A 26400-nucleotide genomic window follows, 5' to 3' on the forward strand; every position below is an offset into this window, starting at 1 on the left:
AAGCCAATGCATTTTTTGTTATTTTGTTTCTTTTTTCAGAATTTTCAAAATATCAGGTCTAATTTTTTTAAAATTTTTAAAATTCTATCATCATAAGAATAAACATCCCAGCCTAAAAATTTTTGGAAGATTCTTTTGTAAAGTCTCCCAAAGTTAATTCTGTAAAAAAATATGCCATCTTTAAACTCTCTCTCAGGCAAAAACTCAGAACCTATAGAAATGACATGAGCCTGATATTTTATGAGTCTTTTGCAAACTTCGTAAATCCAGGTTTCTACAGCTGCTCCTTTTATAGGAGGAACAGGATGCCAAGGCCCTGCAATCATTACAACTTTTTTCATCTTTTTTCTCTAATCCTTTCTTCTAAGGTGTTTAACAATCTCTTTCCTAAAATTTGCCAACTATAATTTTCTTTTACAAACCTGCGAGGATTATTTTTAAAAATGTTTTTACATTTAAAAACAGTTTGAATTTTTTCTGTTAAATCTTTTAAATTTCCTTTTTCAAAAAGAAAGCCATTAAATCCATCTTCTATAAGTTCTTTTATGCCTCCGCTTGTACTTCCCACCACAGGCAGTCCACAGGCCATAGCTTCTATCACTGTAATTCCAAAAGCCTCGTGCCCAACGCTTGGCTGGACGAATACATCTCCAATAGAATAAAAACGAGGAAGCTCGTTGTGTTCCTTGGCTCCGAGAAAAAATACCCGCTTCTCTACACCAAGAGATTTAGCAAGAAGCTTTAAATCTTTTAAATAAGGCCCGTCTCCTATAAGCACATATACATATTCTGAAGGAAGATTTTTAAGAGCTTTTATTACCAGCTGATACCCCTTCCAGCCAACTATTCTTCCCACACTTAAAAGCACCTTTTTTTCTTCAATTTTAAAATTCTCTCTAAGCCGTTTTCTTTCTTCTTTATAGGGCTTAAATTTATTAACATCTACTCCGTTTGGAATTATTATCGCCTCTTTTCTATAGCGTTTTTTCAGAAGCCTTGCATTTTCTTTACTTACAGAAATAACTAAATCCACGCTTTTTAAAAAAAATCTGTCAAAATGCCAAAAATCTTCTCCTCCAGAAATAAATACAGTAAGGCATTTAGGATTCCTTTTTTTTACAAAGTAAGTTGCCACAAAGTCAAAAGGCTTAAAAATTAGTAGTACATCAAAGAAAGAATTTTCTAAATACAATTTAGAACTTTTTAAAAAGCTTAGTCTTTCCAGGAGTTTTCTAAAACGATTTCCAAAATCAGGAAATTTTTCACGAGGTTTAAAGGGAAAGGTCTTTAAATTTAGCTGTGAATACTTAATAATAGTGCCGTTTCCAGAGATAAGTTCAACTTCTACGCCAAGTTCTTTCAAAGTCTTTGCCATTTCCCAGCAATATGTCTCTATACCTCCTATTCTATTGGTAGTAGTAACATTATAAAATGTTAATCTCATTTCTTTATTTTTAGTACCTCTTCTATTTGTTTTAGTACCTCTTGAGGAGAAATAGATTCCATAGGTGTTTGAGGTCTTTTTTTCTTTTTTAAATGGCTATATTTTAAGCCTTCGCTTCTAGAAATAACTTTATGAAGCTCTAAATCTTGATAAGGGCCATTATAAATGGGATTAGTCAATGCAAAAAGAGAAACAGTAGGTACTTTAAGAGCAATAGCCAAATGAAGAATACCAGTATCAGGAGTAATCAAAACATCTAGTTTTTTTAATAAATAAGGTAGTTCTTTAAGAGAGGTTTTACCTATAAAGTTTAAAAAGTTTTTATATGGATAAAATCTCTCAAAAATTTTCCCTAGTTTTTTTTCATTTTTACTACCAATTAATACAAAGAAATAATTTCCTCTTATAGATAAGTTCTTAGCAAGTTGTACAAAATGCTCAATAGGCCACGTTTTTGCCATATAAGATGCTCCGAGTTGAAATCCAATAACTCTGCTTTCAGAAGATAATATTGAAAAGCTTGTGTTTATTTTTTCTTTGATACTTAAATCTAAAAGAGGTTCTAATTCCATTTCTTTTGTAATCTTTTTTCCTCCAATAGCCTTTACTAAGGCAAGTCTTGTTTCTATAGCATGAGTATTTACATCAAAATCTTTAAAAGATAAATAATTGATATATTTTGAATTAAGACGAGATTTTAAAATAAAATTTACTTCACTTAACATACAAAGAAGAATATCTTCGGGATAATTTCCGTGAAAAATAAGAGCAACTTTCGCATTTTCTTCTCTAAGATTTCTTCCCAATGAAAAAATATTTAAAATACCTTTCTTAAAATTATACAATTTATCAATGTAGGGAAAGCTTTCAAAAAGCGGAACCCATTTGTGATTAATTACTGCAATTAATTCAGAGTTAGGAAAGGATAGTTTCAAGCTTTTTATAGCAGGGATAGAGAAAAGGGTATCCCCAAGAGCAGTAATAGAAAACACTAGAAACTTTTTGGGAGGTTCTTTTAGCTTTTCAAGAGGATAGACTTTAAAGTCTTTCCTTGTTTTTAGATATAGTTCTAAAAAGCGTTGATATAAACCCATAATTACAAAATTTCCAAAAGATAATTCTTCAAATGATTGATAACTTTTTCTGGAGAAAGGCTTGTTAAACATCTGGGATTTTTAAGATCACACTTACAAAGGACCTTTTTACCTCCACAAGGAATACAATCCCAGTCCATTTGAATCACGAGGTGTTTCCCCCATTTTTGGGTGCCTCTTTTTTTATAGGGAGATGACCAATCGGTATGAGAAAGTCCATTTTCCCAAGGGCCCCAATTGTGTTTTCCTGTAGGACCAAAAAGAGCTATTACTGGCTTATCTAAAGCTGCTGCCATGTGCATAGGAGCAGTGTCTATTCCAAAAAATAAATCACTATGAAATAATATTCCTCCTAATAATTCTAAAGATATTTTACCAGAAAGATTTATTAAGCCTTTACTATTAGAAACGTGAGTTAAAATTTCATTTACAAAATCAACTTCTCGTTTCTGTTTCCCTGAAGTAATTATAACTCTAATCCCTTCTTTTAAAAAGAAATCAATTATTTTAGCATTGAAATCTGGTCTCCAACATTTTAAAAACCAGTTTGCTACTGGATGCAAACAAACTACTTTATCTTTTTTACTAATTCCTTGACCCTCAAGAATAGAAAAAGACTTTTCTTTAATCTCATCAGTCAAATATAAATTTGGCTTAATATTACTATTAAAGATATCATTAAGCCTAAAAGCTTTATTAGTAAGCCATAAATCTTGTAAAACAGTATGTGTATCTGGTATTTGATAATAACTATCAAAAATTCTATTTTTCCAATCTTTATTGGTTTTTAAACCAACCTTATATTTTCCCTTAGCCAAAAGACTATAAAATGTGCTCCTATCACCAGCAGAATAAGAAATTACTAAATCAAATTTATTTTTATACCACGTTTTAATAAACTGCCATTCGCCTTTAATACGGCGGACTAAAGACAATTTTTTCAAAGAACGGTCATAAGCTATTAGATGGTCTATATAAGGAGCATGGCGCAAAACAGGGGCAGTAAAATCATTTACCAAAACAGTCAGTTCTGCCTTAGGGAAAGTCTCTTTTATAAATCGCAAACTGGGCTCAAGTAAAAGGACATCACCTATTTGTTTGAATTTTATAGCTAGGATTTTCATTAAGGCCTTTAAGTAAAAATAGTTTTGCTTTGCTCGTAATAATACTTTTCTTTTTGTCATTGAGGGGAAGTTTAAAAAACTGACAAAGCAATCTAAACACACATATTTTAAAATACCTAAAATGAGGGTGGAAGGAATTTTTTGGCGGCCCCACGGGGACTCGAACCCCGGTCTCTGGCGTGAGAGGCCAGTATCCTAGGCCACTAGACGATGGGGCCGTAACATTCCTAAAGTTAGCCAGCCTTAAGAGACCTGTCAAGAAACGGCCTCCTTAGTAGATTTCTCTGACGTATTGGCCATTTTTAAGTGATAGGCCCTTATGAACTGGTCTATATCTCCGTCAAGCACAGCTTCCACATTACCTACTTCCACGCCTGTGCGGTGGTCCTTAATAAGGCGGTAAGGTTGTAACACGTAAGAGCGTATCTGGCTACCCCAGGCAATTTCTTTTTTCTCGCCGTAAAGTTTCTGGCGTTCTTCTTCCTTCTTGCGGCGCTCAAGTTCATAAAGCCTGGCCTTTAAAATAGCCATGGCAATGGCCTTATTGCGATGCTGTGAACGCTCGTTCTGGCATTGCACCACAATCCCCGTGGGCAGGTGGGTAATGCGCACGGCACTTTCGGTTTTGTTTACGTGCTGGCCGCCGTGGCCACTGGCACGCATGGTTTCTATCTTTAAGTCCTCAGGCCTTATCTCTATCTGAATGTCCTCTTCTATCTCAGGGATTACTGAAACCGAAGCAAAAGAAGTATGACGCCTTCCACTGGCGTCAAAGGGAGAAATCCTTACCAGGCGATGGATTCCTGACTCTGCTTTAAGGTGTCCATAAGCGTAAGGGCCTTCTACGATAAAAGTTACGGACTTAATGCCTGCCTCTTCTCCAGGGAGAATATCTATTATTCTGGTTTTAAAGCCTTTTTTCTCAGCCCAGCGAAGGTACATGCGTAAAAGCATCTCAACCCAGTCTTGGGCTTCAGTGCCACCAGCTCCGGCGTGTATGGTAACTATGGCATTTGAAGAATCGTGAGAGCCGGAAAGAAAAAGTTTTACCTCTTCGTCTTCTATGGCCGAAGCAAGATTTTTAAGACGCTTTTGCACTTCTTTCAAAGTCTCTTCGTCATTTTCTTCAATGGCTAGCTCAAAAAGAATTTTTACATCTTCAAAATCTTGTTCAAGCCTCTCCCAGGCAGATAAAAGGTCTTCCAGGCGGGCTCGCTCTCTTAAAACTTCTCTGGCATCTTCACGATCCCAGAATCCCTCTTTAACCAATTCTTTTTCTAACTTTTTAAGGCGCTCTCTCTTCCCAGCAGGATCAAAGGCACCTCCTTAAGCTTGATATACGCTCAGAAAGCCTTTCAATCTGCATTTTTATCTCTGCCGGGTTAAGAGTCATTAACCCTGGTTTGGCTTCTATTACTCTTTTTTTCATTTCCTCCTCCCCCACCAGTTTTTGATAATTAAAAGCAAAATGCTAAAAGCACAGGTAATAGGCCACCAATCACCATATTTAGTATAACAACTTTTATCAGGTAAATGTTTGACTACTACTGTAGGATACGCCTCTTTTTCGAGGGGAGTTTGAAGTATAATGCGGCCGTGGGGATCTATCAAGCCACTAATTCCGGTATTAGCTACTCTTACTAAATATCGCCTGTTTTCCACCGCTCGGAAAACCGCCTGAGCAAAATGCTGATAAGGCCCAGCGCTGGTACGGAACCAGGCATCGTTAGTAGCCACCAGAAGCGCTGTGGCGCCTTTTAACACCTGCTCACGAGCTAAATCCGGGAACACACTTTCAAAGCAAACCAAGCCCCCAAAGGACTTCTCAGGTTCTAGCGCTAGAGGAGCATGATTTGGACCAGGGCTATAGCCTCCGGCAGCCACGGCAAAAGTTCGCAAAAAGGGAAAAGTGTCCTCAAAGGGAACAAACTCACCGAAAGGCACAAGCCTCTGCTTATCGTAAATGGCTTTTATCTGGCCCTTCGGATCAATTAAAAAAAGGCTGTTAAAGACTTTATACTTATCGCCCTCTCGTTCTAAGCGAGGGGCTCCCAAAATTAAATAGACTTTGTTAGCAGAAACCCAGCGGGTTATTTTTTCGCTGAGTTCTTTTTCAAAACCAAAGAAAAAGGGTAAAGCTGTTTCAGGCCATATTATTACCTCTGGCTTTTCCTGAAGAACTTTTTGTGAAAGCCTTAAATACTTTTTAAGGCTTTCAATTTTTGATGGAGGTGTCCATTTAGACTCCTGCGGAATATTACCCTGAATAAGGGCTACTTTTTGAGATGGGCCAGAATATTCAAAATTAAGGGCTTTAGCTCCGTATAAGTAAGCCCCAAGCAGAACCAGTAAGCCTAAAGCCAGGGTATTGCGGGCCTTTATTTGTTCTGAAATAAAAGCAAAACAAACGTAGTTAATGAGATAAAGCACAAAGGAAACAGCGTAAACTCCGCCAATAGAGGCAATTTGAATAAGAAAGAGATTTTTGTATTGAGTGGCCCCCAAAAAACCCCAGGGAAAAGCAAAAGGCACTTTTACTCGTAAAAACTCAAAGACAGTAAAAAGAGCCGCCCAGAAAAAGGCATTTAGGGGCCCTGGGCGAAACAAACCAAGTTTATCAGAGAGCCAGAAGGGAATAGCCAGATACAAAGCAAGATACGCAGCCAGTAAGGAAAGTGTCCCCACCGCAGCTAAAAAAGGGAGCCCTCCGAAATCAGTCATTACATTTATAAGCCAGTAAAAAAGGCCAAAAAAATAGATAAAACCAGTTAAAAAACCGAGTCTAAAAGGCTGGCGGGAAATCTTTATGGCCTCAAGGGTGAATGCCAGAGCAAAAAAGGCTAAAAAAGAAAAGTCAACTTTAGGGTGAGCCAGAAAAAGTAAAATTCCAGAAATTATGGCTAAAAAGTAAGGCCACATTAAAAATCTTTCCTGAAGCGTATTTTTTTTATTCGTCTTTCGTCAGCTGAAAGAATTTCCACCTGAAATCCATCAAAGCGAAATCTTTCTCCCTTTTCAGGTATACGACCGGTGTGATTAATTATAAAGCCAGAAATAGTCTCGTAAGGCCCACGCGGAAGCTTTATTTTCAAAATTCTTTCAACGTCGTCTATCTTAACTAAACCATCAGCTATGTACCAGCCTTCCTGGTCTCTAGGAAAAACCGGGGTTTCTTCTCCGAGGATTTCTTCAAACAAATCAATGAGGGTAACAAGGCCTACAATAACGCCGCTTTCATCAATCACCAAGGCAAACTGCTCTTTGCGTCTCCTGAATTCAGTCAAAAGGTCAATTAACTTGAGATTTTCGGGAATAATGTAAGGTTCTCTTAAAAACTCTTTAATACTCGGAGCATCATCATTTTTACATAACCGAAACAAATCTTTTAAGTGAACTATGCCTACAATCTGGTCAAGGTCTTTTTCATAAACCGGATAGCGGTTGTGGGGTTTTTTAAAAACGGTTTCTATTATTTTTTCAAAATCAGAATTAAGCTCAAAGGCCACTATGTCCTTACGAGGAACCATGACTTCTCGTATGGGGATATTACGAATTTCGAGTATGTTGATAATCATTTCCCCTTCTTCAGGGGAAAGAAGCCCTTTATCTTCTCCTTCTTCTATTAGTTCTGTTATTTCTTCGGTAAATTCTCTGGCTTCTTCCTGAGGGGATTTCTTGAAAATTTCTTTTATAGCCTTGAGAACTGATGGCTTTTCCTCGGACAAGAAAAACCTCCTTACGTTTTTTACTTTAATTTAATCTTATTTGGCGGGGCCAAAAGGCTTTTTCCTAAAAGTGTACCTAAAACAGCTAGAAAAATAGTGGTAGCATCGGCATACCGACTAACTATAAAAAGCTGGCCAACCTCCGCTATAAAAGAAAGCAAAATAGCCCCCACAAGAGAACCCTGGATAAGCCCCCAAAAAACGAAACAAAAAAGCTCTCTAAAAAGAGAGAAAATAGCAGCAAAAGAGACATTGTCATAAAAATATTTAAAAGGAATTAAGGCTTCCATCTTGAATGAAGGGTGACGCCAAAGAAAAGGTGCCCAGGCCTCAAGAAGATAGGAAAGAGCAAAAGTCCAGATATAAAAACCTCTTCGTTTAAAGAAAGTAATAAAAAAATTTGCCAAAACTAAACGCAAAAAGGACTTAACAGGATTTATAACTATACTTACCACTAAAAACCTGAAACCTTCTAGCAGAGACCAAAAAAGTAAGAGATAGGTCCAGGAAAATCTTTTAAACGCGTAGCTTATAAAAAAAGACGAAAGAAAAATATTGGTAAAGCTAAAATCCCAGGAAAGAGTTTTTATTTTGTGTTTTAAGTCTCCAATATCAAGAGAAGGTAAAAAAGGCTCACATAAAAGATAAAAGGCCATAAACATGGCAAAGTATTCATCAAGGCTAAACCTGGAATTTTTAGGTAAAGTCAAAAAAGGGGCCACTAAAAAACCAGCTATTGCTCCCAAGGTATTTGAGGCCACATCAATAAGAGTGGCAATTCTTTCCGGCAAAAATTGTTGAAAAAATTCAAGAGTAAAAGAAAATATAGAGGCAAAAAACAGTAAAGTTACCCCTGAAAGCCATTTATTACGAACCCGAGCAGCATAAAACCAAAAATAACCTACAGGGAAAAATAGCAAAAAATTACTAAAAATATCAGGTAGCGAATGATGCTTTCGGCTCGAGAAAAAAATTTCAAGCTCTAGTTCGCTAATTTTTTCAGAAAAAACAAAAGGGTACAAAGTTAAATAGACGATAATGGGTAAAGAAATTAGTAAAAAAAGTGTAGCCGTTTTCCTGTTCAAAGGTAGCTCCTAATTTTAGTTTTGGTAAAGTTAAAGCATGATTCTTTTTAGATATCTAAGCCTTGAACTCTGGAAAAGTTTTTTCCTGACCCTTTTTAGCCTTACTTCTCTTTTGCTCCTGGCCAGGTTCATAAGTTTATTAGTTAAGTTAGCAGAAGAAAACCTTACCGCTAAAGACTATTTAAAACTTATAAGCTTTTTTATTCCCTTTTTTTTGGCCTATCTTTTACCTTTGGCCGCTCTTATGGCTTCTATTTTCCTTTTTATGAGGCTTGTTCAGGATAAAGAATTGCTGGCTTTAGAAAGCCTTGGTCTTTCTTTTGAAAGGCTTATGCGGCCGGTTCTAGTGTTCTCTATAGCTACTTTGTTGCTGTCTTATTTTGTTACCCTTGCCTATCTCCCCTGGAGCAAACACGCTTACCGGACTTTTCTTTTTGAACTCACCAAGAGAAAGATAGAAAAAGGCATACCTGCCAGAGCTTTTGTCCCTATTACTCCTGGAATCACTCTGTTTGTCAAAGATTCTTGGAAGAAAGGACAAAATTTTGCGGTAGCCTTTATTATTGATGAAACCCAAAGCAATAAAAAAGGACTAATATTCGCCCGTAAAGGAAACTTTCACTTTAAAAAAGGCTCTATAGAATTAACCCTTAACGAAGGTAGTCTTCATATAGTCAATAAAGACTTTTCTTCTATCCAGGAAATTCAATTCAAGACTTATATTTATCGCACCCAAGTTAAGGAATTGAACCAAAAAAGAACACCCAGCCGAGGAGAAATGGGCCTTAAAGAATTAAAAAGTAAAGCCTTATCACTTCCAGAAGGAGACGATAAACAAGTAAAATATTTAGTTGAATATTATAGAAGGCTTTCTTTTCCCTGGGCGGCCTTCTTTTTGCCACTTATAGGCTCCTATCTTGGAGCAATGATAAAAACTTCAGGAAGAGTCACAGGAGGTGTAATTGCTATCGTTTTATATCTTGGATATTATTTCTCACAGTCTATAGGTGTCAGCTTAGCGGAAAGTAAAATTTTACCACCTCAATTAGCCATGAATATTCCTAATGTTTTATTGGTTTTAATATTAATTTTCTTTTTCTATTTAACAAAGAAGCAAATAATAAGGCCACACTAAATGAAGATATATATCAACTATCTTCTAAAGCCCTACTTAATTATCAATTTATTAACCTTTCCTCTTTTTGTTGGAATTTACTCTTTAATAGAGTTTTTTGATAAGCTTGACAATGTAGTCCGAGCTAAAGTTTCAATTTATATATTAGCTGAATATGTTGCTTTAAAATTACCTGAAGTTCTTTTTAACCTATGGCCACTTTGCTTAACATTGGCAGGAATTTTAGCTTTTGCTTTCTTATCCAGAGGGAATGAACTACTTGCTTTTAGAACATTAGGATTTTCCGCATCTAGACTACTTTTTCCATTTGTAGTTTTTTCTTTGGCTCTTTCTTTTCTTTTCATTATTATTTCAGATAACATTATGCCTCAAACTACTTATCAGGCATTATTCCTCTGGGAGACCAAAGTCAAAAAAAGAAGCCCAGAAGGGGTAATAATAAAAGGCAAACTTCACTTTAAGGGGGCTGATTCTTTTTTTATTGGCCAGATTATTTCTTCGTCTGTTACCTATGTAAGAGATGTTGTCTATGCCAAAGTAGATAAAGAAGGTCTCCCTTTACGCATTGTCTGGGCCAAAGAAGCTTTTTTTGAAAGAGGCCGCTGGATTTTTAAAAATGGCGTCATAAAAGAAAAAAAAGAAAACTTCACACCCAGGTGGTTCAAAGAATATTCCCTGGTGCTTGAGTTTGACCCAGAAACGGTGATGCTGGTTAAACGCACTCCGCGTTTTCACACATTACCAGAACTTTGGGAACAGCGGGCCTTTCTAGAACAGGCAGGGCTTCCTGCTATTCTTACAGAAAGCGAAATAGCTTATCGTCTTTGCTATCCTCTCCTATCCGTGCCTTTGTTCCTGTTTTCACTTCCATGGCTTATGAAACAACACGGCCGCGCCTCTTTAGGTAAAGGCCTTGGCTTGAGCCTCTTTTTTATGGCCACAGGACTTCTCGTTTTTATGCTCTTTAAATACACTGGAGACAAAGGGCTCATTTCACCCTTTATAGCCCAAGCTTTAGGCCTTGTTTTTCTGGCTTTTTCGGGCTTGACTTTATTCAGAGTTTTCAGGGTATAAATTATGCTAAATATAGGCCTTGTTTCTTATTTAAATACCGCTCCGCTTATCTGGGGCCTTGAAAAAAGGGCCTCCTGGCAAATATTTGAAGGGCATCCCACTGAGCTGAATTTTAATCTGGCCAGCGGCAAACTAGATATGGCCCTTATATCCTCTTTTGAGTACGCCTTAAACGCCGAAAAATATCTCCTTTTGCCAGATATTTCTATCTCAGCCACCGGGCGGGTGGGAAGTGTTATTCTCTTTACTCGCCTGCCATTTGAAAAGCTTTCCAGCCAGGAGATAGTGCTCACCAGAGCTAGTGCCACCTCGGTGGCTTTACTCAAACTTTTACTTGAAGACTTTTGCGCTCTAAGACCTGTTTACCGTACCGGCACCTATGAAGAAAGTCTCAAGTCCTCGGCCTATCTTGCCATTGGGGACGAAGCCCTTGTTCTCCGGGGCCGAAATAACTTTATAGAAAGCCACGACCTGGCAGCCCTCTGGATGGAGCATACAAGACTTCCCTTTGTTTTTGCCGTTTTTGCTATCAGAAAAGAAGCCTGGCAGAGTAAAAGAAAAGAAATTATTGCCTTTGCTAGAGAGCTTTACTTTTCTCGAGCCAAGGGAGCAGCGGCTCTGTGCCAGATCGCCAGCTCTTGCCAGAGGCTTACCACTCTTGGCAAAGACGAATGCCTGGTTTACCTGAAAGGTATTGAATATGATCTCTCAGGCTTAAAACAGGAGGCCTTGCGTGTATTTTTCAGGCACCTGGCAAGGCGCAGGGAAATCCCCAGGCTTCCTGAACTTAAATTTGTGGAGCTTACATGATTAACGCCCTTTCCGTTGACGTAGAAGAATATTTTCAGGTAGTGGCCTTTGCCCAGGTAGTAAAACCTGAGGACTGGAATAAATTTCCCTCGCGGGTTGAAAAAAACACCAGGCTAATCCTGGACATACTGGCCCAAAAAGGCGTTAAAGCCACGTTTTTTTGCCTGGCCTGGGTGGCCAGGAAATATCCTGGGCTTATCAGACAAATAGCCGAAGCAGGCCATGAAATCGCTTCTCATGGCGTGAGCCACAAACCCCTTTTTGACCTCACCCCTAAAAAATTTCGCGAAGAAGCCCGGGAAAGCAAAAAAATCCTTGAAGACATTACCGGGCAAAAAGTATCAGGTTTTCGGGCCTCAACTTATTCCATTACTCCCAAGACCCTCTGGGGGCTTGAAATTCTTGCCGAGGAGGGCTATGCCTACGATTCAAGCATCTTTCCCATTTATCATGATCTTTACGGTCTTCCCAATGCCCCGCGCTATCCCTTTGTGATTAAAGATACAGGCCTCAAGGAGTTCCCTGTATCAGCCGCTCGCCTTGGGAAAACCAATATTCCCGTGGCAGGAGGGGGTTATTTCAGGCTTTTCCCCTATTTTTTTACCAGGTTTCTTCTTAAGCGTATCAACAAGAGAGACGGGCTTCCCTTTGTTTTTTACGTTCATCCCTGGGAGTTTGATCCAGACCAACCCCGCATTAAAGCCCCCTTAAAATCGCGCTTCAGACATTATCAGAATTTGACGAAAACAAAAAAAAGATTCCATAAACTTTTAAAAGATTTTTCTTTTGCACCGGTAAAAGAAGTTTTAAAATCTTTAGAACCACTGCCTACAGTTAGCATAAAAGAGCTGGTTGATGAGGGTTAAAAAACTTTTAAATTTTTGATAGATAAAAAAGACATAAAATTTCAAGTGTTATTAATGGGAGAGCAAAACAGATGACAATTTTGGTGCTGTCATGGCAAGCCACAAAGCGACAAACCCGTCTATGGCCGAACGCTAGAGATCGCCACGACGACTACGTCGTCTCGCGATGACGTCCTGTAACGTAAAAAGCTCCCATTAATAATTTGGAACTATAAATTTATAAAACCTCTCAGGAGACATAATATGAAAGTAAAAAATGTTTCTATTCCAATAGATATAATAATTGAAATGTTAAAAAAACTAAATGAAGAAGAAAAGCTAGAAATTTTTGAAAAAGTATTTTTAGAAGAAGACTCTTCACCCCTAACGACTGAAGAAAAGCTAGAAATAGAAAGAGCTGAACAGGAATTAAAGAATAAAGAGACTATTTCATGGCCATTTGGCGCATAGAATTTTCAAAACAGGCATACAAAAGTTATAAGACCTTACAAAAAAGTTATCAGAAAAAAATAGATAATATTTTAAATCTTTTGATGAATAAAGAAAAAATAGACATAAAACCTGTAGAAGGAGAAAAAGACATCTATAGATTAAGATTTGGGAAATATAGAATGTTAATCAAAGTTTATAAAAAAGAACGCATCATTTTAGTAGTAAAAATAGGACCGAGGGGAGATATTTATAAGAAATAGTTCTAACAATTCGTTTTAAAAAAACCTTTTAAAAGTTTTCTCTTTTGCACCGTTCAGGAAGTTTTAAAATCTTTATTAATGAGAGCATAAAACAGATGACAATTTTAGGGCTGTCATTACAAGTTCTCTTTTTGTCATTGCGAGCGAAGCGAAGCAATCTCCGTCTCGAACAATGCAGAAGGGATCTGAGATCGCCACGGCGACTACGTCGCCTCGCGATGACGCCCTGTAATGTAAAAAATGCTCCCATTAATAGAACCACTGCCTACAGTTAGCATAAAAGAGCTGGTTGATGAGGGTTAAAAAACTATTTTTAAATGAAGTCTCTAACTGGGACGAACTGATTAAAGGTTTCTTGCCAGGGCCTTATCACTTTCTTGGCTGGTTAAAGGCAGTAGCTACGGCCTACGGCCACAGCCCGCTTATTTTACTAGCCTATGAAGGAAAAGAAGCTGCAGGCACGCTCCCTCTGGTTATTTTTAAAGGTTTGCGAAAAAAAAGCCTTATCTCTCTTCCTTTTTGTGACTACGCTGGCCCTCTTGCTGGAAGTGAAGAAATCCAAAAGGCCCTTATTTATCAAGCCAACGTCCTGGCGCAAGAAATAGGCCCCCTTGAAATAAGATTTCCTGAAGCTCCTGATTTTCTTCCAGAAAATACAGGCCAGGTAAACAAGGTGCGCCTTCTTTTACCACTACCTGAAGATAACGAGGCCCTCTGGAAATCCCTCAAATCAAAGGTGCGCAGCCAGGTGCGCCGCCCCATGAAAGAAGGGGCAGAGGCCATCTCTGGCGGAATAGAGCTTATCCCTGCCTTTTATCAAATTTATACAGAAAATATGCATTATCTTGGCTCTCCGCCGCACTCTCTTGCCTGGTTCAAAGCCCTATTTTCTTTTTATGGCGAAAACGCAAAAGTTGTGCTGGTGCATCTTAAAGAAAAGCCACTTGCCGCTGGTATTTTACTTTTTAGTCCGCAAGGGGCTACCGTCCCCTGGGCCTCTTCACTCAGGGCATACAAGCGCATAAGTCCAAATATGCTCCTTTACTGGAAGATGCTTTCTCTTGCCGTGGAAAAAGGAGCCAGAATCTTTGATTTTGGCCGCTCAACTCCTGGAAGCGGTACCTATCGCTTTAAAAAACAATGGGGAGCGCAGGAAAAGCCCCTTTTTTGGTACCGAGTGCCAAAGCATGAAGAAGGCGTTTCCCGAATAAGGCCCTTGGTGGAAAAACTCTGGCCTAAAATTCCTAAGAAAATAGCTAATTCTTTAGGTTCCAGGTTAAGGGGTCGTATTCCTCTATGAAAAAGGCCATTTTCATTGCCCATCGCTTCCCTTTCCCACCTAACAAAGGCGATAAATTGCGGGCTTATCATATCCTGAAACACCTGTGTAAGCGCTATGAAGTAAGCCTTATCTGCCATCTAGATGAGGAAAGAGACCTTGAAGAAGTAAAGCGCCTTGACCTACCATTAAAACAGTTCTTCTTTCACTTTAAACCCAAAAAGTGGCGCAAACTGGCTTCTCTTAAGGCCTTGCACCGAGGGAGTCTTTCGGTGGCATATTTTTACGCTGACGAACTACAGGCCCGATATAATCAGCTGGTAAAAGAAGGTCCAATAAGTCTTATTTTTTGTTCCTGTGCCCCGGCAGCTGAATATGTATTCCGTGGGCCCGAAACCAGAGCCGCCCTTTTTCTTGACTTCATGGACGTTGACTCTGAAAAGTGGCATCTTTATGCCGAAAAGTCGGGGGTTCCCTGGCGTTTTATATACGCCCTTGAAGCCAGACGCATGCGAACTTATGAACAAAAAATCACTAAAATTTTTGACCGGCTGTTTCTGGTGTCAGCAGCTGAAGCGGAGCTTTTCAAAGAAAAGGTAGCCCAAAGTGAAAAAATAACTGTACTTGAAAATGGTGTTGACCTCGCATTTTTTAACCCGGCTTATAAGCCAGGGCTTGAGCTTAAAAAGCCGGCAGTGGCCTTTACAGGGGCCATGGATTACTGGCCCAACGCCGAGGGAGTCATCTGGTTTGCCAGAGAAATCTGGCCGCTGGTGAAAAAGAGACACCCCCAGGCCACTTTCTACATAGTAGGTAAAGACCCTTTACCTGAAGTAAAAGCTTTGTCTAAAGAACCCGGCATTGAAATAACGGGTTTTGTGAGGGACACGAGGGATTATCTGGCCCAGGCCCAAGTTTGCGTGGCCCCTTTAAGAATTGCCCGCGGCATTCAAAACAAGGTGTTAGAGGCCATGGCCATGGCCAGGCCAGTGGTGGCCACCCCTCAAGCGGCAGAAGGTCTAAGTTTTATTGAAGGAAAAGAACTGCTCCTGGCCGGAGATACCCAAAGTTTTGCCCAAAAAGTTTTAAAACTTATTGAAGAAAAGGAAATGGCCCGAAAAATAGGTAAGGCCGCCCGTAAACGGGTGGAAAATGACTATTCCTGGGGAAAAAAGTTAGAGGTGCTTGATGCCTTTTTACCCTAAGCCCGTTATATGTCATGTGGCCCATGCCTTAAACCCCGGGGGCACCGAACGCTTGGTCTGCGAACTTGCCCGGGCCTTTAAATCTAAAGCTAAAGTTTTGGTAATAACCCTTGAAGAACCAGGGGAATGGGGCCAGGCCTTAAGGGAAGAAGGAATCCCTGTTTTTCCACTTTTTAGAGAACCTGGTATTGATTTAAATATTGTCTTTGAGTTACGCCGTCTCTGGCGAGAAAACCAGGTAAGCCTGGTGCACGCCCATCAATACACACCGTTTTTTTATGCCGGGCTGGCCAGGCATGTGGAACGCCGGCCAAAACTTATTTTTCACGAACACGGCCGCCACTATCCTGAAACCCTGAAGCGTCTTAAAAACATATTTAACCGCCTGGTGCTGGCCCCTATGGCTGACGAAATAATTGCTGTTTCCAGGGAGGTTAGAGATAGACTTGCCAGATACGAAGGCCTTAACCCCAGACGCATAAAAGTAATTTATAACGGCATAAGGCCACCTGAAGTGATTTCTCCCGAAAAGCGTCTGCACCTTAGGAAAGATCTTGGTTTTAATCCAGATGACTTGATTATAGCCACAGTGGGGCGCTTTGACCCTATAAAGAACCTTCCCATGTTGCTTAAGGCCCTGGCCCTTGCCAGGACGAAACTACCTAAGATAAAAGGCCTTCTCATTGGTGATGGGCCAGAGTTTTCCAGGCTAAAAGCGCTAGCTCGTGAGCTCGGCCTGGGAAAAGATATAGTGTTCACTGGCTTTCGGAAAGACGCCGTTAAATTGATGCAGGTAGCTGATATTTTTGCCCTTTCAAGCTTTAGCGAAGGAACCTCCCTTGCCCTGCTTGAAGCCATGGCCGTAGGCCTTACTCCCGTAGTTACCACGGTAGGAGGAAATCCAGAGATAGTCATTGATGGCAAAACCGGCTTCCTTGTGCCAAGTGATGATTTTACCAGGATGGCTGCGGCCTTTCTTCTGCTCGCTGAAGACGAAAACTTAAGAACCAGGCTGGGAGAAAACGCCAGAAAGCGCTTTGAAGAGCAATTTACCTTTGAAAAGATGATTAAAAATTTTGAAACTTTGTATCAAAAGCTGGAGACAACTTAGACAAATGTGCGGTATCGTTGGCCTTATAGATTTTTCAGGGATTACTGAAGAAGATAAAGTCCTAGTGCGTAAAGGGCTTTTACTTTTAAAGCACCGCGGCCCTGACGAAGAGGGAATTTTTAGAGACCACCAGGCTGTGCTCGGGCACGTGCGTCTTTCTATTATAGACCTTTCAAGCGGTCGCCAGCCTATGGAAGACGAAGAGCTTTGCGTGATTTTTAACGGTGAAATTTATAACTTCCTTGACCTGCGCAAAGAGCTTGAAAACCTAGGACACAGTTTTAAAACCCGAAGTGACACCGAGGTAATTCTTAAGGCTTACCGTGAATGGGGTGAAAACTGTGTGGAAAGGCTTTCAGGCATGTTTGCCTTTGCCCTGTGGGACGCTCGAGAGAGGAAACTCCTTCTGGCCAGGGACCGCCTGGGTAAGAAGCCTCTTTACTATCGGCTGACTAATAGCCGCCTGGTTTTTGCCTCAGAAATAAAGGCCTTGCTAGCAGACCTTCCTGAAAAAAAGATTGCCCCTGAGGCCCTTGACTGCTTTTTTTCCTTTGGTTTTGTGCCTTCACCGGCAAGCATTTTTAGCGGCATCAAAAAACTCCCTCCGGCCCACCTGGCCGTGTTCTCAGAAAAAGGCTTAACCCTTAAGCGCTACTGGGAAGTTAACTTTTCTCCCAGGGCCTACTCCCTTGACGAAGCCCTTGGAGAATTTTTAACCCTTTTTGAAAAGGCTGTCTCTACAAGGCTTATAAGTGATGTTCCGCTTGGGGCCTTTCTTTCAGGGGGGATTGACTCACCGCTGGTGGTGGCACAGATGAGCCGCCTACTGGATAGACCAGTGCTAACTAATAGCATCGGCTTTGACGATGAGGCCGGAAGCGAACTTCCCCTGGCCAGAGAGATAGCCCGTTTTCTTGGTACTGACCATCGCGAGTACCTAGTTAAGCCTGAGGCCGCAAAGATTCTACCCAAAATAATCTACCACCTTGACGAACCCCTGGCAGACTCAAGTGCCCTTCCCACTTATTACGTCTGCCAGATGGCCAGACAAAATGTTACGGTGGCTTTGTCAGGCGATGGAGGCGATGAATCCTTTGGCGGCTACACCTTTCGTTATTTGCCGCATCTTTTTGAAAGCCGCCTGCGCCAAAAAATTCCCCTGCCATTAAGGAGCACCTTTTTCAGGCTTTTGGGAGCGGTTTACCCTCGCGCGTCATGGCTACCCAGGCCCTTGCGTCTTAAGACCATCTTTCAAAACCTTGCTGTTTCAGATGCCAGGGCCTTTTATCAGGATTTGGTCTGGCTACCGGTGGACCTGCGCGAAGAGGTTTATACACCGCAGTTTAAAAAAGAACTTGATGGGGCCACTCCATTTGAGTGGGTCTATCCTCTTTACCAGAAAACCCGGGAGATTGACCCGGTTAGCCGGGCTCAGTTTGTTGACTTGCATTTTTATCTTCCAGAAGACGTGCTGGTTAAGGTGGACCGTATGAGCATGGCTGTGGCCCTTGAGGTGCGCTCGCCACTTCTTGATTATCAACTGGTAGAATTTGCCGGGAGGTTGCCTTTGGAGTTAAAAGTCCGCGGGAACACTGGAAAAATAATTTTGCGCGAGGCGTTAAAACGATTTTTACCAGAAGGGCTAATTTCAAAGCCTAAAAGAGGTTTTGCGGTGCCTGAAGCTGAATGGCTAAGAGGAAAACTCAGACCTTTTATGGAAGAGGCTCTTGATACTCGCGATTCTTGTTTGTGGCAACACTTAGAGCGAAAAAAAGTTAAGGCCCTATGGCAGAAACATCTTTCTGGCCGTCTTAATCTGGGTGTGTTTTTCTGGGGGCTTATGATTTTTCGGCTCTGGGAAAAGGAGTTCTTGCTATGAAGATAAGAGTCTTGCAGCTGGGGAGCCCCACCGGGCTTTACGGAGCCGAGCGCTGGATTCTCGCCCTTATTAAGTATCTTGACCGGGAAAAGATTGAAACCATCGTGGGAGTTATTCGTGACGACCCCACTCTCGACGCTCCCCTTCTTGCCGAGGCAGAAAAGCTTGGCTTTGAAACAATGGCTATTGAAGCTTACGGCCGCTTTAACCCCCAGGCGGTTAGAAAACTTAAGGCCTATCTGAAAGAAAAAGGCATTCATATCCTTCACACTCACGGATACAAGCAGGATTTAGCAGGCTTTCTGGCCACCAGGGGGCTTAAAACCAAAATCCTGGCTACACCTCACGGCTGGAGCAAAGAGCCAGATCTTAAGCTTGCTATTTATGAAGCTTTAAATCGCCTGGTTTTTCTGGGCTTTGATAGGGTAGCTCCCCTCTCTCGCGAGATATACGAAGGCCTTCTGCGTATTCCCGGGCTTAAGCGCAAGCTCACCCTCATCGTAAACGCTGTTGATCTTTCAGAGATTGAAGCGGTAAAAGACGTGCCCGAAGAAATACTTGCCCGTAAAAAGGAAGGCTTTTTTATCCTGGGCTATATTGGCCAGCTTATTCACCGTAAAGGTCTTGATGTTTTACTAAAGGCCCTGGCCTATAAAGAACTTTCAGACTGTTTTCTCTTTGTGGTGGGCGAAGGTCCTTTAAAAGAGGACCTAAAGGCCCTGGCAGCAAGACTGGGCATTTCAGATAAGATTCACTTTACCGGCTATCGGGAGGACCGCCTTAATTTTTTACGAGGCTTTGATGTTTTTGTGCTTCCCTCGCGTCTTGAAGGCATTCCCCGCTGCCTTATGGAAGCCATGGGGATGGGAAAACCCGTGGTGGCCTCAGCCATTGAAGGGATAAAGGACTTAGTTTGCGAGGACGGAGAGGGAGGGCTTCTTTTTCCGCCTGAAGACGAAAAGGCTTTAGCCCAGAAAATTGCCTTTTTAAAGAAAGATTACACATTTAGAGAAAAATTAAGCCAGAAAGCCCGCCAAATAGTAACCGAAAAGTTTTCCGCTGAACGCATGGCCAGAGAATACGAAGCCCTTTATCAGGACCTTGCGAACAGCCTTAACCGCTACTAACCAACCCTCTAACTATTATTTTCATCTTTGATTGCTCCTTTTCCCGAAATTTCCGAAATTTGACATTTTTACGCTCTAAAGAAATAACGCCGACAAGAGGCCCGAGTTTGACAGTTGATAGATACACAAAAAGCCGCTATCCCTTGCCACACAAGTATTACGAGAGATTGCTAAAAACTAGGCGTGAGTACTAGAGGTCTTCTTTAAAGGAAATTATCTGGCACTAAAATTAACCCCTGCTCTCCTCATCAGGAAAAATCTCAAGTTCACCAAAAATCTTAAGCCTAAACGCTTTGTATGCTTCCTCACTAAAGAACTACCATCCGTCCACTTGAGAATCCGATCCTTTCGCCCTTCCTTCTCGTATTCAATCTCTACCACGCATATCCTTGAAAGTTCTCTCCTTTAAACATGATACTACTGATATAGACGAATAATTTATGTTTGTCAAAAATTAAATTTAAAATTGTGTTACTATGAATGTTACTATGATTTTTTTGCGAATTGCTAGAGCCAATTTTTTGAAACCCTTAATAATTAAGGAATTTAATTTTTGGGACTCCTTAATTTTGCCTAGGAACTGTCAAACTCTGGTAGTTAGCTGTTTGTTGTTTTTCGCAAATATATGCTTATCTCCTTTATTTTTTATGAAAAAAAATTGATAGTCGATCATTTTGCAAAGGTTTCAGCTTTTTTAATAAGTTTTCCAACTTGTAATTTGAAAATATTTATTATCATCTATGAGATTTTTTAAATCACAGTAAATTTTTATGAAATCATATGGAATACCTAGGACGGTTCCATTTTCACAATAATTTTTTATTTCTTCATAAGTTAATCCAGATCTATCTTCACTACCACTAAATGACCATTTATCAAAGCTTGCATTTCCATCTGCTACAATAATAGAAAAATTTCTTACAGTATCGGAAGATCCACTTATATCAAAACCTCCATTAGAACTACTAATGCCCTTATCAGCCCAAATCAAAAAATTAACATCATTTCTAGTAGTAGCAGTATCATCTATTAAATCCCTATTAACTAGTATTTCTTCAGGAGTAATTAAAAATACATTTGAAACATTTGTTTTATTCTGATTACCAGAAATAGAGATAAATTGTCCTGTAGTATCTTCACTTATTATACCTTCTTTTGCATAAAGCATTAGATTAAAACCATCGTCTGCTCCAGCAAAATCTATATTAGCATTATAATCAAGTCTAATTTCTTTTTCGGATATCAAAGAAAGACTAACAGTAGGCCCTGTGTTATCTCTTTTTAAAGTAGTATTTTGTGTAAATTCTATATCACCCTTAGCTGCTATAATTAAATCAGAATTAAACTTTATTAAAGCATCATCTAAAGTAATATTTTTGCCACAAACTATTATTTTTCCATCTTGATTTTGATCGCTAAAATCTTTTGTAAAAGTCTGGTCACTACTATAGTCACCATAGTCACAATCAGTTGCATCAGGAAAAGATATATTCAAGTCAGAAGCTCTTGGTAAATCTAAATTACTTTTAGTTATTATAGTGAAATTAGCACTCACAAAGTCGTTCTCAGGGATATTAAAACTATTTGCTGTCATTGTAGCATCAGTCCAATTACCAGAACCCGTATCTTGAAAACTGTTAATAGTTAATTGGCCATTTACGGCAAATGGGTAAAAATCTTTGCCTAGTTTAATGATAACTTCCACTTCTCTTTTTGCTGTCTTGTAATGACCTATTGAATTAATAGTGACTGTTTTTGTGTTGCTATCATATGATAAAGTTGCTGTATAATTTCCTCCTAAAATAGTTTTATTGTCGCTATTAGGAGAACAAAGATTGTTATTACATGTAATATTACCATTTTTAAATTTGCTTAAAATTATTTCAGCACCGCTTTCAGCTATGCGGAGAGCTATAATGGAATCCCTGGTAATGACATTGCTTTTAGTTCTATTCATAATCATGTTGGTGGTTAAAGTGCCGGCAATAGTTAGAACCAACATTATGCCCAGAGTGGTTATGAAAGCAAAGGCTTTTTGGTTCATCTTTTCCTCCTTTTATTTTCCTTTTATTTCCAGTTGCGGCATTTTACTTTATTTGTAATGGCAAAACTTCCTAGCTCAGCGGTTGCTTCTATTTTAAATTCTACTGTTTTGTTAATAATATCAATATCAACATCAAATTTTGTAATCTTTACTACTTGAGGATCATTCATTGCCTGAAATCCACTTCCATTTTGTTCTCTTTTTAAGCTATCATTTTCTTGCTTATACTTTATTAAAAAACTGCAGCTATTATTGCCATATGTTTCATTTGCACATCCAGATCTTTCATAGTCAACATATTTTATAGATAAAATTTTTGTGCTATTGTCCCAAACTATTGGATCAGTAGCATTCCCATATCCAGCTTTTCTTAAGTCTGAGCTTATTATTTCTGCTATTTGAAAAATTACAGATTCTGCGTAAGTTTTTTTTATTACCTTAGCGGTAACTTTATTCTGTTGCATCCAGAAAGTAGTTCCTGCTGCTATTATCAGTAAAGATATAACAGTAGCTACTAATAACTCAACCAGACTTAACCCCTTGTTTTTTGTTTTTTTTCTCATGGCCAGTTTCCTTTTATATATCCAATTTTTACCTGTCCCGTGTGCCCTAAATAATTAAAAACTCCTGTAACTTCTATCTTTTTTGTGTTATTTTCTGATCCGTTTAGTACAGTCCAGCCTATATTGCTATTTCCACTTTCATCTCCACAGCAACCATTATCATTTTGGCATGTATTATTTGTTCCTACATCTAAACATGAATCATCGTAGGGTTTTGAGATAAGATGCTCAAGGACTTTATTAACTTTATATAATGTTTCATCTCTCATTTCATTAATTTTTGCAGTTTTAATTCCAGTTATTAATAATGGCCCCAGTGCAACAATTATTATTAAAAAAATAATTATAGCAACTAAACTTTCTACTAAGCTAAATCCTCTCATGGTGATGTCTCCATTCTAATTCTTCCAGATATATGACTGACTATTATTTTATAGGTAATCCCATATCCTGAAATTTCTATTGTTCCATTTGAGGTTGGAAGTTTGTTTCTTTCAAATTCTAAGATATTTGAGGATAACGTAAAACTTGCCGAAATTGTTATACCAGATGGTATAGTTTTGGTAAAAATTGTATTTCCATCAGCCTCTGCAGTATAACTATTGCTGGAAAATATTATTTTACTTTCACCTTTGGCTAAGGCCAACGATTGGACATATTGAATATCGCTTAAAAGTTCATAGGCTACATTTTTAACTTTTGCTCTATTTATCCAGCCAGTTACACCTGGAATAGCAATAGAGGCTAAAAAGCCTACAAGGGTTATTACCAAAAGCAGTTCAATAAGAGTTAAGCCATATATTTTAAAAATTTTCTGATTTTTTTTATTCAATGCCCACCTCTGCTGATATTTCTTTTATAATTATCGGCTAGCAGAGCAGGGGGGATTAATTTTGGGTATTTTTTATGGAACCTCTAAAAATCCTTTTTGCGTTCTGCTTACGAAAACAATATCAAAATTTGTAAAAACTCCATTGAATTCTGTCTGCTTTTGATCCCCTACTTGGAACTTTTGGAGCTCCCACAGAGGTCCTTCCGTTAAATTTCACCTGAATTCTACCACGTGGACGCAAGTAGAAGGACAAAATAGGATGTCATTCGCGGACTACTTTACTTGTTATTGCAAGCCTCTTTTTCTATGTCTTGCGAACGGAACGAAGCAATCTCAAAGGCTTTGAATTTGCTACGTTAGATTAAGTCCACAAAATGTCTCTTTTACCATGAAACTTGAACAAATAGCTTTTCCAAGTATACAAGCCCTGGGATAACATCTTCCGCGCGATGGGCCTCGTAAGTAATAAGGGGTTTTATCCCGTGCCCGGCTAGGTAGGCCCAAATGTCCCCAAAAGGAATTTTGCCCTGGCCCGGGGGCAGATGGTCATCCCAGGAGCCATCGTTATCGTGCACATGTAACTCAAAAAGACGATCCTTAAAAGCTTCTAGCCAGGGCTCCCAGGAAGATTTGGCAAAGGCTAAGGCATGGCCGGCATCAAAGCAATATCCCAAATTAGGTGAAGGGATTTTTTCCACCACCCCTGTTAACCAGCTTGGCTCAGGTTCAAGCACGTTTTCCACCGCAAGCTTAAGATTTAACCTTTCAGCTTCCCTGACAAGCAAACTTAAGGTTTCCCTGGCCACTTCCTGCCATTTTTCCCTTCGCTCCAGGTGATAGGCAGGGCTGTAGCCAGTGTGTAAAACCACCACCTCTGGCTCAAAAAGAGCAGCTATTTCAAGGGCCTCTTTCAGGCGTTTAAGGCTCGCGTCTTTTATAACACTGTCAAGAGCACCCAGAGAAAGATCTCTAAAAGGCCCATGGACGCTACATTTTATCGCATGCTTTTTAAGAATTTTGGCTGCCTTTTCAAATTCACTAAGAGAAAACAAATCAAGCGCCCCGTCATCAAGGCCCACTTCAAGGCTTAAGCCCTGTTCAAGGGCTATAGGGAGATATTTTTCAAATAAAACAATAGGCAGGGCTAAGTGGACCTGCTTTCTAATCTTTTCTGAAATTGCTTCCATAAAAAGCCCCTATAGCTTCAGCTATCTTTCCCTGGTCTCCCCTTTCAAGAAAGGGATGCATGGGAAGAGAAATTACTTCCTGAGCCAGTTTTTCAGCTTGTGGAAAGTCGCCCTGGTGATATCCCAGTTCTTTAAAAGCAGGTTGGAGGTGAAGTGGCCGCGGATAGTGAATAGCAGTAGGAATGTCTCTTTCAGCTAAAAATTTTACCAGGTCATCCCTCTTCGGTATGCGCAAGGTAAATTGGGCATACACTGAACGACATCCTTCCGGGATAGATTGAAACTCAACCGGCAAATCTTCTAAATATTTACGATATCTCTGAGCCACCTTCTGGCGCAGTTCTATCTCTCGGGAATAATACTTAAGCTTCACCAGTAGAAGGGCAGCCTGTAAGGTATCAAGCCGAGCGTTTAACCCCTGGTACTGGTGAAGATAACGCTCAGTTTGGCCGTGAACGCGAAGGGCCTCAATCTTATGGTAAAGAGTTTCGTCATTTGTAAAAACCATACCAGCATCACCGTAGGCCCCAAGGGGTTTGGCCGGGAAAAAAGAAGTGGCAGACGCTATGCCGAAACTGCCAGATTTTCTTCCCTTGCATTCTGCTCCTAGGGATTGGCAGGCATCTTCAATAAGAAAGAGACCTTCTTTTTCACAAAAGGCTTCTAGCTCGGGTAAATAAGCTGGGAGCCCGAAAAGGCTCACCGCTATAACCGCCCGTATCCTGAGCCCCTTTTTACGGGCCTTTTCTAAGGCTTCCGCAAGGGTTTCAGGGGAAAGGAGAAAAGTCTTAGGGTCTATGTCGGCAAATATAACTCTTGCCCCAACACGCCTTATAACCTCAGCGGTGGCCACAAAGGTAAAAGGGGTGGTAATGATGGCGTCCTGAGGGCCAAGCTCAAGGGCTTTAAGAATAAGAAGAAGGGCGTCTGTACCTGAAGAAACACCAAGGGCATATTTAACACCCACAAAGTCTGCTAGCTTTTCTTCTAGCTCTTTTACCTCAGGGCCGAGGATATAGCGCCCGCTTCTTAAGACTTTTAGAGCCGCTTCTTCTAGTTCTTCCTGATAAAGGCCATACTGTTTTTTGAGGTCAATGAATTCCATAGGCCCATAATTTACCCTTATTAAGTAAATTTGTCTGCCAAAAATTAAAATTCTTCGGCAAAAGGGACAGGCAATTAAGCTAAGGGAGACTCCTTCGTTGCCTTCGGCTCCTCGCAGTGACAGCAGGAAAGGCCATCTTCCGGATAACGAAGGGATCAGATGTCGCCCTGCGATAACGCCCTGCAATGTAAAATGACCCGGCTTAATACAAAAATCTATATCACAGGAAGAACGCGAAAGCGCCATGAAGGAGGTAATCAGGAGAGAAACGCTTACCAAAACCAGGGGGCATTTTGCCCCCTGGTAAAAAAGCTACTTACTTCTTTTCCTCAAACGGTAGGCGAAAATCGCTCCACCACCCAGGGCCATAAGCAAAATAGAAGCAGGCTCTGGGACAGGGTGATCTGGGACAGGGTGAGAGGACTGATAATAATTGCTGGCTACATTATCAATGGGAATATAAAAGATATCACTACTTTCCAGCTGAGGGATGTCTCTTCCGCTGGCAGAATTGATATAAAGCCCGGTATTTGAATCTATCCCTACGTTTATGATAGTACCGCTAAAGCCATCGGTATCTAAAGAGAGATAACTGAACTGTATCATGTTATATCTTTCCCATAGAACAGCCTGAAAAGTATTAGAGCCTACATCTGGATATTCTGGAATATTTAGCCAGGTGGCCACAAATTTCCTGTTACCAGGGGAGCCTATAACATTGGCATAAACTGCTCCGCCTGCCCCGGGATTAAAATCACCAAAAAGAGGGGCAATAAGAGGTAAGTTTATATAATTATTAGGTATATAAGAGAGGTATGATCTTACACCTCCTCCAAAACTTAAAACTCCATTACTTGAAACATAAACTTCGTTATAAAGAACTCCATAAAAATAAAAATCAAATCCTAAAGAAACTCTTTTATAATCATCATCTCCTAGGCTTAAGTTAGAACCATAGTCATAAATCCAATAAGAAGGTACAGCGTACGTGGTAGTATTTCAGTAATTGTGTCCGAAAA

General features: G+C 40.0%; 26 protein-coding genes and 1 tRNA gene. 11 read left to right on the forward strand and 16 right to left on the reverse strand.

The annotated features are described in order from the left end of the window. Positions 1-44 precede the first annotated feature (44 nt). The 9 genes from TH606_RS05610 to TH606_RS05650 form a co-directional block, all read right to left on the reverse strand. A complete protein-coding gene (locus TH606_RS05610; protein WP_068541946.1) occupies positions 45-341 on the reverse strand; it encodes a hypothetical protein in 297 nt (98 codons plus the stop codon). Continuing rightward, entirely contained in the window at positions 338-1444 is a 1107-nt protein-coding gene (locus tag TH606_RS05615; RefSeq protein ID WP_082863541.1) for a glycosyltransferase family 4 protein, read from the reverse strand. The genes TH606_RS05610 and TH606_RS05615 overlap by 4 nt, the downstream gene beginning before the upstream one ends. Continuing rightward, positions 1441-2610 (reverse strand): glycosyltransferase family 9 protein, encoded by a 1170-nt coding sequence (locus tag TH606_RS05620; protein WP_068541948.1) that lies wholly within the window; start codon positions 2608-2610, stop codon positions 1441-1443. The genes TH606_RS05615 and TH606_RS05620 overlap by 4 nt, the downstream gene beginning before the upstream one ends. Then, positions 2541-3662, reverse strand: coding sequence for a putative lipopolysaccharide heptosyltransferase III (rfaQ, locus tag TH606_RS05625; protein ID WP_068541949.1), 1122 nt, complete (start codon positions 3660-3662; stop codon positions 2541-2543). The genes TH606_RS05620 and rfaQ overlap by 70 nt, the downstream gene beginning before the upstream one ends. A 142-nt stretch (positions 3663-3804) precedes the next feature. Beyond that, positions 3805-3880 (reverse strand) — tRNA-Glu (locus tag TH606_RS05630). A gap of 37 nt (positions 3881-3917) precedes the next feature. Continuing rightward, positions 3918-5055, reverse strand: a protein-coding gene (gene prfB / locus TH606_RS05635; protein WP_157627875.1) for a peptide chain release factor 2 whose coding sequence is annotated in 2 segments (ribosomal slippage) — positions 3918-4985 and positions 4987-5055 — 1137 coding nt in all. Because the reading frame shifts where the segments join, the coding sequence is not laid out codon by codon here. Between the two features lie 32 nt (positions 5056-5087). Continuing rightward, positions 5088-6581 (reverse strand): apolipoprotein N-acyltransferase, encoded by a 1494-nt coding sequence (gene lnt / locus TH606_RS05640; RefSeq protein WP_068541950.1) that lies wholly within the window; start codon positions 6579-6581, stop codon positions 5088-5090. Further along, complete coding sequence (locus TH606_RS05645) at positions 6581-7387, reverse strand: hemolysin family protein (RefSeq protein WP_068541951.1); 807 nt, start codon at positions 7385-7387, stop codon at positions 6581-6583. Before TH606_RS05645 ends, lnt begins: the two co-directional genes overlap by 1 nt. A 20-nt stretch (positions 7388-7407) precedes the next feature. Continuing rightward, positions 7408-8472, reverse strand: a complete 1065-nt coding sequence (locus tag TH606_RS05650) for a VanZ family protein (protein WP_068541952.1) — start codon at positions 8470-8472, stop codon at positions 7408-7410. Between the two features lie 37 nt (positions 8473-8509). Here TH606_RS05650 and TH606_RS05655 point away from each other — a divergent pair, with 37 nt between their 5' ends. From TH606_RS05655 to TH606_RS05705, 11 genes are all read left to right on the forward strand, one after another. Then, entirely contained in the window at positions 8510-9607 is a 1098-nt protein-coding gene (locus tag TH606_RS05655; protein WP_068541953.1) for an LptF/LptG family permease, read from the forward strand. After that, positions 9608-10681, forward strand: coding sequence for an LptF/LptG family permease (locus TH606_RS05660; protein WP_068541954.1), 1074 nt, complete (start codon positions 9608-9610; stop codon positions 10679-10681). A gap of 3 nt (positions 10682-10684) precedes the next feature. Then, entirely contained in the window at positions 10685-11491 is an 807-nt protein-coding gene (locus tag TH606_RS05665; protein WP_068541955.1) for a menaquinone biosynthetic enzyme MqnA/MqnD family protein, read from the forward strand. Continuing rightward, the gene (locus TH606_RS05670; RefSeq protein WP_068541956.1) at positions 11488-12357 is read left to right on the forward strand and encodes an XrtA system polysaccharide deacetylase; all 870 of its coding nucleotides are present in this window, start codon (positions 11488-11490) and stop codon (positions 12355-12357) included. Before TH606_RS05665 ends, TH606_RS05670 begins: the two co-directional genes overlap by 4 nt. A 243-nt stretch (positions 12358-12600) precedes the next feature. Then, on the forward strand, positions 12601-12807 hold the full coding sequence (locus TH606_RS05675; protein ID WP_068541957.1) for a hypothetical protein: 207 nt from the start codon (positions 12601-12603) through the stop codon (positions 12805-12807). Then, positions 12789-13049, forward strand: a complete 261-nt coding sequence (locus TH606_RS05680; RefSeq protein ID WP_068541958.1) for a type II toxin-antitoxin system RelE family toxin — start codon at positions 12789-12791, stop codon at positions 13047-13049. The genes TH606_RS05675 and TH606_RS05680 overlap by 19 nt, the downstream gene beginning before the upstream one ends. 292 nt (positions 13050-13341) lie before the next feature. Continuing rightward, positions 13342-14349, forward strand: coding sequence for a GNAT family N-acetyltransferase (locus TH606_RS05685; RefSeq protein WP_068541959.1), 1008 nt, complete (start codon positions 13342-13344; stop codon positions 14347-14349). After that, positions 14346-15533, forward strand: coding sequence for a TIGR03087 family PEP-CTERM/XrtA system glycosyltransferase (locus tag TH606_RS05690; RefSeq protein WP_068541960.1), 1188 nt, complete (start codon positions 14346-14348; stop codon positions 15531-15533). The genes TH606_RS05685 and TH606_RS05690 overlap by 4 nt, the downstream gene beginning before the upstream one ends. Next, the gene (locus TH606_RS05695; protein WP_068541961.1) at positions 15517-16644 is read left to right on the forward strand and encodes a glycosyltransferase; all 1128 of its coding nucleotides are present in this window, start codon (positions 15517-15519) and stop codon (positions 16642-16644) included. The genes TH606_RS05690 and TH606_RS05695 overlap by 17 nt, the downstream gene beginning before the upstream one ends. Before the next feature lie 4 nt (positions 16645-16648). Then, positions 16649-18523: an asparagine synthase (glutamine-hydrolyzing) gene (gene asnB, locus TH606_RS05700; RefSeq protein WP_068541962.1), complete on the forward strand. Its 1875-nt coding sequence runs from the start codon at positions 16649-16651 to the stop codon at positions 18521-18523. Then, positions 18520-19650 (forward strand): glycosyltransferase family 4 protein, encoded by a 1131-nt coding sequence (locus TH606_RS05705; protein ID WP_068541963.1) that lies wholly within the window; start codon positions 18520-18522, stop codon positions 19648-19650. The genes asnB and TH606_RS05705 overlap by 4 nt, the downstream gene beginning before the upstream one ends. 694 nt (positions 19651-20344) lie before the next feature. Here TH606_RS05705 and TH606_RS05710 read toward each other — a convergent pair. The 7 genes from TH606_RS05710 to TH606_RS05740 all read right to left on the reverse strand — a co-directional run bounded on the left by TH606_RS05710 (position 20345) and on the right by TH606_RS05740 (position 26068). After that, positions 20345-21694, reverse strand: a complete 1350-nt coding sequence (locus tag TH606_RS05710; RefSeq protein ID WP_068541964.1) for a hypothetical protein — start codon at positions 21692-21694, stop codon at positions 20345-20347. Between the two features lie 23 nt (positions 21695-21717). Further along, positions 21718-22257 carry a PilW family protein gene (locus TH606_RS05715; protein ID WP_068541965.1) on the reverse strand — a complete coding sequence of 180 codons (540 nt, stop codon included), beginning with the start codon at positions 22255-22257 and terminating at the stop codon, positions 21718-21720. Next, positions 22254-22640, reverse strand: a complete 387-nt coding sequence (locus tag TH606_RS05720; RefSeq protein ID WP_068541966.1) for a prepilin-type N-terminal cleavage/methylation domain-containing protein — start codon at positions 22638-22640, stop codon at positions 22254-22256. Before TH606_RS05720 ends, TH606_RS05715 begins: the two co-directional genes overlap by 4 nt. Continuing rightward, positions 22637-23089, reverse strand: a complete 453-nt coding sequence (locus tag TH606_RS05725) for a prepilin-type N-terminal cleavage/methylation domain-containing protein (RefSeq protein WP_068541967.1) — start codon at positions 23087-23089, stop codon at positions 22637-22639. Before TH606_RS05725 ends, TH606_RS05720 begins: the two co-directional genes overlap by 4 nt. Positions 23090-23472: 383 nt before the next feature. Next, a complete protein-coding gene (locus TH606_RS05730) occupies positions 23473-24276 on the reverse strand; it encodes a sugar phosphate isomerase/epimerase family protein (RefSeq protein ID WP_068541968.1) in 804 nt (267 codons plus the stop codon). Beyond that, positions 24251-25381, reverse strand: coding sequence for a DegT/DnrJ/EryC1/StrS family aminotransferase (locus TH606_RS05735; RefSeq protein WP_068541972.1), 1131 nt, complete (start codon positions 25379-25381; stop codon positions 24251-24253). Before TH606_RS05735 ends, TH606_RS05730 begins: the two co-directional genes overlap by 26 nt. Before the next feature lie 312 nt (positions 25382-25693). Beyond that, positions 25694-26068, reverse strand: a complete 375-nt coding sequence (locus tag TH606_RS05740) for a PEP-CTERM sorting domain-containing protein (RefSeq protein ID WP_068541969.1) — start codon at positions 26066-26068, stop codon at positions 25694-25696. Between the last annotated feature and the right edge of the window lie 332 nt (positions 26069-26400).

Origin of the sequence: Thermodesulfatator autotrophicus, assembly GCF_001642325.1 — a bacterium.
GTDB lineage: Bacteria > Desulfobacterota > Thermodesulfobacteria > Thermodesulfobacteriales > Thermodesulfatatoraceae > Thermodesulfatator > Thermodesulfatator autotrophicus.